7 protein-coding genes and 1 tRNA gene are annotated in these 8,679 nt (G+C 60.4%); 3 read left to right on the top strand and 5 right to left on the bottom strand.

All coding sequences use genetic code 11. From position 1 onward, the window contains the following. Both ABJN75_RS17650 and ABJN75_RS17645 read left to right on the top strand, forming a co-directional pair. Positions 1–2,320: xanthine dehydrogenase family protein molybdopterin-binding subunit (locus ABJN75_RS17650; RefSeq protein ID WP_348440896.1), on the top strand; the 2,320-nt coding region annotated here is incomplete at its 5' end. Between the two features lie 18 nt (positions 2,321–2,338). Beyond that, positions 2,339–3,139: a xanthine dehydrogenase family protein subunit M gene (locus ABJN75_RS17645; RefSeq protein ID WP_348440895.1), complete on the top strand. Its 801-nt coding sequence runs from the start codon at positions 2,339–2,341 to the stop codon at positions 3,137–3,139. A 66-nt stretch (positions 3,140–3,205) separates the two neighbouring features. Here the strand turns inward: ABJN75_RS17645 and dxr are convergent, their stop codons facing one another. From dxr to ABJN75_RS17630, 3 genes are all read right to left on the bottom strand, one after another. Then, the gene (gene dxr / locus ABJN75_RS17640) at positions 3,206–4,393 is read right to left on the bottom strand and encodes a 1-deoxy-D-xylulose-5-phosphate reductoisomerase (RefSeq protein ID WP_348440894.1); all 1,188 of its coding nucleotides are present in this window, start codon (positions 4,391–4,393) and stop codon (positions 3,206–3,208) included. 129 nt (positions 4,394–4,522) lie between these two features. Further along, positions 4,523–5,416: an NAD(P)-dependent oxidoreductase gene (locus ABJN75_RS17635; RefSeq protein WP_348440893.1), complete on the bottom strand. Its 894-nt coding sequence runs from the start codon at positions 5,414–5,416 to the stop codon at positions 4,523–4,525. A gap of 13 nt (positions 5,417–5,429) precedes the next feature. After that, complete coding sequence (locus ABJN75_RS17630; protein WP_348440892.1) at positions 5,430–6,191, bottom strand: SapC family protein; 762 nt, start codon at positions 6,189–6,191, stop codon at positions 5,430–5,432. A gap of 172 nt (positions 6,192–6,363) precedes the next feature. Here ABJN75_RS17630 and ABJN75_RS17625 point away from each other — a divergent pair, with 172 nt between their 5' ends. Beyond that, positions 6,364–7,584 (top strand): MFS transporter, encoded by a 1,221-nt coding sequence (locus tag ABJN75_RS17625; protein WP_348440891.1) that lies wholly within the window; start codon positions 6,364–6,366, stop codon positions 7,582–7,584. Positions 7,585–7,659: 75 nt separating this feature from the next. On the opposite strand, the gene ABJN75_RS17620 is transcribed toward ABJN75_RS17625, so the two are convergent. Next, positions 7,660–7,735, bottom strand: a tRNA-Arg gene (locus tag ABJN75_RS17620). 85 nt (positions 7,736–7,820) lie between these two features. Next, a partial coding sequence (locus ABJN75_RS17615) for an amidohydrolase (RefSeq protein WP_348440890.1) occupies positions 7,821–8,679 on the bottom strand: 859 nt, incomplete at its 5' end.

Here is an 8,679-nt window from a genome sequence, read left to right as displayed (position 1 = left end):
GGCGCGTAAGGAAGACAAGCGGTTTATCACCGGCAAGGGCCGGTACACCGACGATATGGTCGTGCCAGGCATGAAGCAGGCGCATTTTGTCCGCTCGCCGCATGCCCATGCGAAGATCAAGAGCATCGATATTTCCGCAGCCGAGAAAATGCCTGGCGTGATCGGCATTCTTAACGGCGATCAGCTCGCCGAGGACGCAATCGGCAACATCATCTGCGGCTGGATGATCCATTCCAAGGACGGCACCCCGATGAACATGGGCGCTTGGCGTCCGCTGGCCCAGGAGACAGTCCGTTATGTCGGTGACGCCGTCGCCATCGTGGTTGCCGACACCAAGGAACAGGCGCGGGATGCGGCTGAGGCTGTCGTTGTTGACTATGAGACACTGCCGGTAGTCACATCTGCGGTCGACGCGCTCAAGGACGGCGCACCGCAGATTCATCCCGAAGCGAAGAACAACCTGATCTTTGATTGGGAGATTGGCGACGCTGCAGCAACCGACGCGGCGATTGCATCGGCAGCGCATGTCACCGAGATGAAGATCATCAACAACCGGCTGGTTCCCAATCCGATGGAACCGCGCGCCGCACTTGGTGTTTATGACGAGGGTGAGGATCACTATACGCTCTGGACCACCTCGCAGAATCCGCATGTCGCGCGTCTTGTGCTCAGCGCATTCTACAATGTCGCGCCCGAGAACAAGCTTCGGGTGATCGCGCCGGATGTCGGCGGTGGTTTCGGCTCGAAGATCTACATCTATCCCGAGGAAATCGTCTGCCTGTGGGCCTCCAAACGCACCGGTGTTCCGGTCAAATGGAATTCCGACCGGACGGAAGCCTTCCTGACCGACGCCCATGGCCGCGATCATGTGTCCACCATCAAGATGGCATTTGACGCCGACAACAAGATCACCGGTTTCAAGGTCGACACGATCGCCAATTTTGGCGCCTACATGTCGCTGTTTTCGAGTTCGGTTCCGACCTACCTCTATGCGACCTTGTTGTCAGGTCAGTATGCGATCCCGGCAATTCACGGCAATGTCCGTACGGTCTACACCAACACCGCGCCGGTGGATGCTTATCGCGGCGCCGGGCGGCCCGAGGCCTGCTACCTTCTCGAAAGGGTGATGGAAACGGCAGCGCGGGAACTCGGCGTTTCGCCCGCGGATCTGCGGCGCAACAACTTCATCCGTGAGTTCCCGTACCAGACGCCAGTGATCATGTGCTATGACGCAGGCGACTTTGACGCCTCGCTTGATGCGGCGATGAAAGCCTCCGACTATGCCGGATTTGCTGCCCGCAAGGCGGAAGCCGAAGGCCGCGGCAAGCTCAGGGGTATCGGCTTGAGCTGTTACATTGAGGCTTGCGGTATTGCGCCGTCAGCTGCAGTGGGATCGCTCGGCGCCGGCGTCGGGCTGTGGGAATCGGCGGAAGTGCGGGTCAATGCGGTGGGCACCGTCGAGGTGCTGACCGGATCACACAGCCACGGCCAGGGCCATGAAACGACCTTTGCCCAGCTTGTCGCTGACCGCTTCGGGGTTGGCATCGACACTGTATCCATCGTCCATGGCGACACCGACAAGGTGCAGATGGGCATGGGCACCTATGGCTCGCGCTCGGGTGCTGTTGGCATGTCGGCGGTGGTCAAGGCGCTCGACAAGGTAGAAACAAAGGCGAAGAAGCTCGCCGCGCACCTGATGGAAGCCGATGAAAGCGACATCGTCATCGAGAATGGCGAGCTCAAGGTTGCTGGTACCGACAAGAGCGTGCCCTGGTTCCAGATGGCGCTTGCCGCCTACACCGCGCACAACCTGCCTGAAGGCATGGAGCCGGGCCTGAAGGAAGGCGCGTTTTACGACCCGTCCAACTTCACCTTCCCCGCCGGATGCTACATCTGCGAAGTCGAGGTTGATCCGGAAACCGGCAAGACCGAGGTGGTGCAGTTCGTCGCCGCCGATGATTTCGGCAACATCATCAACCCGATGATTGTCGAGGGACAGGTGCATGGCGGCGTGGCGCAAGGTATTGGCCAGGCATTGCTGGAAGGCACCCACTACGATCCGGAGACCGGGCAGCTTCTGACTGCGAGCTACATGGATTACACCATGCCGCGCGCCGACGATCTGCCGTCGTTCAATGTCTCGCACCAGAACACGCCATGCCCGGGCAATCCGCTCGGAATCAAGGGCTGCGGCGAAGCCGGCGCCATTGGATCACCGCCGGCGCTGATCAATGCCATCACGGACGCAATCGGCAACAACGACCTGACAATGCCCGCGACCCCGCAAAGGGTCTGGGCGGCGCTCGGATCGGCACGTTAAGAAAGGGAGGCAGACATCATGTATGCAACCAATTATCACCGCGCCTCCTCGGTCGAGGACGCTGTCAAACTGGCTTCAGCGAATGATGAGGCGAAGTTTCTGTCGGGAGGGCAAACGCTGCTCCCGACCATGAAGCAGCGCCTCGCGGCGCCTTCGGATCTGGTGGATCTCAGGCACGTCACCGAGATGAAAGGCATCACAGTGAGTGGTGGGTCGATCCGGATCGGAGCCGCCACCACCCATGCGGAAGTGGCAGGATCGGCTGAGATCGCTACCGCTTGCCCGGGTCTTGCGCATCTTGCCGCCCATATCGGCGACCCGCATGTGCGGCACATGGGCACGATTGGCGGTTCGATCGCCAACAATGACCCGGCGGCGGATTATCCGGCAGGACTGCTGGCGCTCAATGCCACAATCGTCACCAATACGCGCTCGATTACCGCCGATGAATTCTTCACCGGCATGTTTGACACCGCGCTTGATGAGGGCGAACTGATCGTGGCGGTGGAGATCACGGCGCCAGCCAAATGCGGCTATGCAAAGTTCCCCAATCCGGCCTCGCGCTATGCGATGACCGGCGTGTTTGTTGCAAAGCATGACGATGGATCGGTGCGGGTGGCAGTCACTGGCGCGGGTTCGGACGGCGTGTTCCGGCAGGCGGATATGGAAAAGGCACTGGCTGGAAATTTCTCGGCCGGGGCGCTCGATGGCATCGCCGTCGACGATTCCGATCTGATGGCGGACATTCATGCCTCTTCGGCCTACCGGGCCAATCTGGTCAAGGTGATGGCCAAGCGCGCGGTCACCGCTGCCGGCTGATACGGCTCGGCCATCAACATTGCATGCAAGGGCGGATCTTCGGATCCGCCCTTGTTCATGAGCGGATCAGGCAGACTCACGCATCACAGCCACCGCCACCGCGCGCGCCTCACGGTCTGCGGCGTAGACGTCTTCAATGCTGTGAGCCGCGCGGCCGTCATCGAGCCGGTCCATCGTGGCTGCAACGATGTCGGCCATGTCGAGAAACCCGATCTGGCCTGCGATAAAGGCCTCGAGTGCCGCTTCCTTGGCGCCATTGAGAATTGCGCCTTGCAGGCCGCCGCGCTGCATGGCGGTGCGGGCAAGGGCCAGGGACGGGAAGCGGATTTCGTCGGGTGCGGTGAAATCGAGCCGGGCGAGCTTGGCAAAATCAAGCCGCTCGACCGGCAGGTTCCTGCGCCGGGGATGGGAGATGGCGTAGCCGATGGCGTGACGCATGTCGGGAACGCCAAGCTGGGCCAGCACCGAGCCATCGCAATAACCGACCATGGAATGGATGATGGATTGGGGATGGATGATGACCTCGATCTGATCCGGTCGTACGTCAAACAGATGGCGCGCCTCGATCATCTCGAGCGCCTTGTTGAACATTGACGCGCTGTCGATCGAGATCTTGACGCCCATGGACCAGTTCGGATGCGCAGCCGCCAGTTCCGGCGTTACCGCAGCCATCTGTTCCCTAGTATGGTCGCGAAAAGGTCCGCCCGAGGCGGTCAGGATAATGCGCTCGACCGCCTGGCGCTGGTTTTCCTCGAGCACCTGGAAGATGGCGTTGTGTTCGCTGTCCACGGGCAGCAGTTTGCCGCCGCCTTTGGCCATTGCCGATGTGAACAGATCTCCGGCGGAGACCAGACATTCCTTGTTGGCGAGTGCTATGTCGGCGCCGCCGGCGACCGCGGCAAGCGTCGGCGCCAACCCGGCAATGCCGACAATGCCGGCCAGCAGCAGATCGGTGTCCCTGAGACCGGCTTCGATCAGCGCCGCAGGTCCGGCGCCGGCCTCGATGCCTGTTCCCGCCAGTGCCGATTTGAGATCGTTGTAGCGCTCCGGGTCGGCGGTCACGGCAAAACCCGCGCCGGTCTGCCTGGCCTGCCGGACCAGAAGGTCGATATTGTCCTTGCCGGTAATGGCGGGAACCTCGAAGGCCTCACGGTCTCCGAGATGGCTCATCACATCAAGTGTGTTGCGACCGATGGAGCCGGTTGAACCGAGAATGGAGATGCGGCGTTTTGCTGGTCGAACGGGATTGATCATGGCGACACCATCTCGGGCTACGGTTATGCGGTCAAGCGGTCAGGGCATAACAAATGCCACGCTCTTGCGGGTTCATGTGAGTCAAAGTCACGGGCGTCTCTATGCTCACCACGCCTTGCGCGTGTCACGTCAAATACGCGGTGCTTGCGATCGGCCATTCAGATCAAGCAACTCGACAAAAAGAGCCGAATGGTCAAGATCGCCACCGCCAAGTTCGTCCGCCAGTCGCGCGAAACGGTCGCGAACGGCCTCGACCAGGGGGAGCCGGATTCCGAGCTCACGAGCTTCGATGAGCACGTTGTCGAGGTCCTTGATCTGGACAGCCACGCGTCCGCGCGGCTCGAAATCGCCCGACTGCATGCGTGCGCCATGCAGTTGCAGGATGGTGGAATCGGCAAAACCACCGGTGAGTGCTGTCCGGAAAGCCTCGAGATCGCCGCCGCCTTCCGAGACCAGAAGCGTGGCTTCAGCGACCGCGCCAATGGCGATGCCGACGATGGCCTGATTGGCGAGCTTGGCCAATTGACCCGCGCCGGAGGGGCCGACGCGAACCGGACGGCCCATGGCATTGAACAGATCGAGCGCTGCATCAAACACCAACTGGTCGCCGCCGGCCATGATAGCCAAAGTTCCGGCTTGCGCACCCTTGGTACCGCCGCTGACTGGTGCGTCGAGGTGGTGGACACCAAGTTCGGCGAGACGCGCGGCATGGTTCCTGGCCTGCGACGGCCGGATCGAACTCATGTCGATAACGGTTGCGCCGGCAGCGAGAGATTCTACCACGCCAGTCTCGAACAGGATGTTTTCGACGACTGCGCCATCGGTCAGCATGGTGATGATGCGGGTTGCACCCCTGACCGCATCGTTTGCGTCCCCGGCAACCCGTGCGCCCTCGTCCGCCAGTGGCGCGGCTTTTGACGAATCCCTGTTCCAGACAGACAGGTTGAAACCCGCGCCAAGCAGCCGCCTGGCCATGGGCAGCCCCATCAGCCCGGTGCCAAGCAATGCAATCGATGTGCTCATGTCCTGGTTACCTTCAGGAGCTGCGGAGGCTGGCCTGATGCAAAAGCGAAGTCCAGCTGTTCATCGAGGCAAGATGACAGTAGATCGTCGCCAGTGCGTCGGCCTTGCGCAGTTTGAGAAATTCCTCGTCGCTCATCGCCAGAAGCTTGGCCTCGTCGACCAGGTGAAAACCGGTGATGTTGAAGTTCTGGCCATCGCCAAGGGTGATCTTGCTGGTTCTTTCCACAAGCAGGCCGCTGTCGGCGATCACCTTCATGATCTGCCTGGTTTTGACAAACATGCCCTGGTACTGCTCACAGAACGCCAGGGCGCTCTTGATGACTTCACCCTGGTCGTTGTCTTCAAACAGGGGTTTTACATCCTTGCCGCTGTCAGCGCCAAGATCGACCAGCCGTGCCGGATCGTTTTCGATGCACAAAGTAAGCCGCTCGTCGGTTTCGGCACCGGAGAGAATGAAGGGGAAACGCCTGACATAGGCCGGTACATAATGCGGTTCCGCCCATTTGCCCCGGGAATCGATGAACAGGTTCTCACCTTCCCTGATGCCGGTGATGACCATCGGCATGAAATCGGGTCCGGAAAAGATGATCGGATAGGAGCGCATGGCTGCGGGCATTTCCGCAGCCATCAACGGAATGACAATGGCATTTGCCGCAAAGCCCAGATCTCCGGTCCGGGCCAGTCCCTTGCCGCCATGACGCGTCGCGCTGATTGCTTCGGGTGTTTTGTAAAACAGTGGAAGTGTGCCTGCCTGGTTTTCTTTTTTATCGGCCAATGTCATGATCCCCCGGATGGTTGTGCTTGTCTCAGGGCAGACTTTTCGCGCGTATATGAAGGCAATTCAAGAATAATCGACGATGATTGACGCATAGAGGCAGTTCCCATTTTCCCGTTTCCAGACAGCAACCGGCTACACAAGTCCGGTTTTATCCAGTGAGTTGGCCGGAATGACAGACTCCGATATTCTTGACAGCCGGTATTCGTGGATGCGGCTTGGTGCGACATTGGCGATTGCGGTGATCGGCAACGTCGGAATGTGGGCAATCATCGTTATCATGCCGGCAGTGCAAAGCGAATTTGCGATTGCACGGGCGGACGCTTCTCTTCCCTACACCCTGACGATGGTTGGCTTCGGGCTAGGCAACCTGGTGATCGGCCGCATGGTGGACAGGTGGGGAATCACCGCAGCGTTGATCGCGGCCGGACTTGCCATCGCAACGGGTTTTGCGCTCGCGGCGCTGAGCGGCTCGTTAATTATGCTTTCGGCAATGCATTTCATTATCGGGTTGGGCACTGCGGCGAGTTTCGGACCGTTGATCGCGGATATTTCTCACTGGTTTTACCGCAGGCGGGGCATCGCGGTGGCCATTGCCGCAAGCGGAAACTATCTGTCGGGTGCGATCTGGCCAATGGTGTTGAGCGGGATCCTGAGCGATCACGGCTGGCGAGCGGTCTACATGGTGCTGGCGGTTGTGCCGGTGCTGCTAATTGTTCCGTTGTCGATGCTGCTCAGGCGCCGGGTTCCTGACGGCGCGACGGCGCACGCCAACAGGTTGTCTGCGGCCAATGCCCGGTCTGTCAGCTTCTCGCCGCGCACCTTGCAGTGGATGCTCGGTCTGGCCGGCGTCGGGTGTTGCGTGGCGATGGCGATGCCGCAGGTGCATCTGGTCTCGTATTGTACCGACCTGGGATATGGACCCGCGGTCGGCGCGGAAATGCTGTCGCTGATGCTGATGGGCGGAGTCGTCTCACGGCTGGTCTCGGGACTGATCGCCGACAGGCTGGGTGGGGTCAAGACCCTGCTTATCGGTTCGACGCTGCAATGCATCGCGCTGTTTCTGTATCTGCCGTTCGATGGGCTTGTTCCTCTCTACATTGTCAGCCTGATCTTCGGCCTGTCGCAGGGCGGCATTGTTCCGAGCTACGCGTTGATTGTCCGCGAATATCTCCCGGCAAAGGAAGCTGGTGCAAGGGTCGGCTTCGTGATCATGGCGACGATCACCGGAATGGCGCTGGGTGGATGGATGTCCGGCTGGATCTACGATCTGACCGGATCCTACCAGGCGGCTTTCCTCAATGGCATCGCCTGGAATTTCCTCAATATCGCAATCATCGCGCTGCTTTTGTTCAAATCACGGGTGAGACGCGGTGAGGCTGTGGCGGTTTGAAGCAGGCGAGGGTGGTTCCAGTAAATACCGGATCCGCATCTCATGCGTCCGGGCCGGAACGGACCCGGTTGACGGTGGTGATCCCGGAAGGATTCGAACCTTCGACCCCAGGATTAGGAATCCTGTGCTCTATCCCCTGAGCTACGGGACCACGCGAAAGAGTGCATACAGAAAACTGGGCGGTTCTTCAACAAGAAGAACTGCCCGGTTGTCATGTGATGATGCGTCGGTGCGGATCAGGCGGCAAGCGCCTTTTCGGCCAGCTTGACCCAATAGGACACGCCGACAGGAATGGCGTCGTCGTTGAAGTCGTAAGCCGGATGATGCAGACCGGCGGTGTCGCCATTGCCCATGAAGATGAAGGCGCCGGGGCGGGCCTCGAGCATGAAGGAGAAATCCTCTCCGCCCATGGTTGGCGGCTGGTTGCGTTCCACCTTGCCCTCGCCGGCAACGCTTTCGGCCACATCGGCGGCGAAGTCGGTCTCGTTGGCATGGTTGAAGGTGACCGGATAGTTGCGAAGGTAGTTGACCGAACCTTCGACGCCATGGGCGGCGGCAACGCCGCTGACGATCTCGTTGATCCGGGTTTCCGCCATGTCGCGCATTTCGGCGGACAGCGTGCGCACAGTGCCGGCCAGGTCAACTGTTTCGGGGATGATGTTGTAGGCTGATCCACCGATGAACTTGGTCACTGACACCACCACCGATTCGAGCGGATTGGCATTGCGCGAAGCGATGGACTGCAGAGAAGAAACGACGGCCGAGGCAGCGACAATCGGATCTATGGTCTGGTGGGGCATGGCGGCGTGGCCGCCGCGACCCTTGATGGTGATGTCGAAGATGTCGGTCGCCGCCATGATCGGACCCTTGCGGATTGCGAACTCACCGACGGGAAGGCCCGGCAGATTGTGCATGCCAAATACCTTGGTGATGCCGAACCGCTCCATCATGCCGTCATTGACCATTTCACGGCCGCCGGCGCCACCTTCCTCGGCGGGTTGGAAAATGACTGCGACCGATCCGGTAAAGTTGCGGGTTGCGGCGAGGTGACGGGCTGCGCCAAGCAGCATGGCGGTGTGGCCGTCATGGCCGCAG

The organism is Hoeflea sp. (assembly GCF_039975035.1).
Taxonomy (GTDB): domain Bacteria; phylum Pseudomonadota; class Alphaproteobacteria; order Rhizobiales; family Rhizobiaceae; genus Hoeflea.
Note: the sequence above shows the minus strand (reverse complement) of the source record. Positions and strands in the feature narration are given on the sequence as shown.

Coding starts and splice junctions, on each gene's coding strand:
- ABJN75_RS17645 (WP_348440895.1), top strand. CDS start 2,339: ATGTATGCAACCAATTATCACCGCGCCTCCTCGGTCGAGGACGCTGTC.
- dxr (WP_348440894.1), bottom strand. CDS start 4,393: ATGATCAATCCCGTTCGACCAGCAAAACGCCGCATCTCCATTCTCGGT.
- ABJN75_RS17635 (WP_348440893.1), bottom strand. CDS start 5,416: ATGAGCACATCGATTGCATTGCTTGGCACCGGGCTGATGGGGCTGCCC.
- ABJN75_RS17625 (WP_348440891.1), top strand. CDS start 6,364: ATGACAGACTCCGATATTCTTGACAGCCGGTATTCGTGGATGCGGCTT.